Annotated in this window: 1 protein-coding gene; it reads right to left on the reverse strand. The window is 58.0% G+C overall.

Annotated features, from left to right (window positions below; all coding sequences use genetic code 11):
• A partial coding sequence (locus tag IEY17_RS25040; protein ID WP_188991946.1) for a toxin glutamine deamidase domain-containing protein occupies positions 1 to 545 on the reverse strand: 545 nt, incomplete at its 3' end.
• Between the last annotated feature and the right edge of the window lie 76 nt (positions 546 to 621).

Raw genomic sequence — 621 nt, forward strand, 5'->3', positions numbered from 1 at the left:
GTGGAATACACCACGCCAGGCTTCAACGGCATGAACCAAATACCGTCACCGTCACGGTACAGGTCCGCAAAAGGCGTGCTCGAATCAATCGGAACAACGTCAGCAAAGCTTCCTTGCTGCCCGTCAAAGAAGTTCACCGTACCGTCGCCATCAAGCGACGCCAGAACAACATGACCACGATCGCCGGTCTTCCGGAAAACCAACGCCTGCTTGTACTCGTTCTCCGAAGAACGCAAAAACCGCGCCACCGGATCCGCATCATAGAACGGACCCATAGCCTTACTGCCGGTCACCTGCTCGACCTCACCGAGCGTCACCGGCTCAGAATCACGCGCGGCAAACAGCCGCCCATGCTCAAAAGAATTAGCCAACTGCAACGACGCAACCGCACAGTTAGTCTGCCGCTGCCCAACGCGATAGTTCTCCCGCACCTCCCGGTTCACGTCCACAACAAAACCGAAACCATTACGCCGCAAAAACTCGCGCCCAGCCTCCTCGCTTGCAAAATCACGCGCCGTACGCACCGCACCCGGCGGCACAGCCATCCCCGGCTCATCCAACAAAGACGAGTGATACGAATTACCCGACTCCACCACCGACTCGACCGAAACCCGCCCATCA

The sequence above is a fragment of the Saccharopolyspora thermophila genome, from assembly GCF_014646075.1.
Taxonomy (GTDB): Bacteria; Actinomycetota; Actinomycetes; order Mycobacteriales; family Pseudonocardiaceae; genus Saccharopolyspora; species Saccharopolyspora thermophila.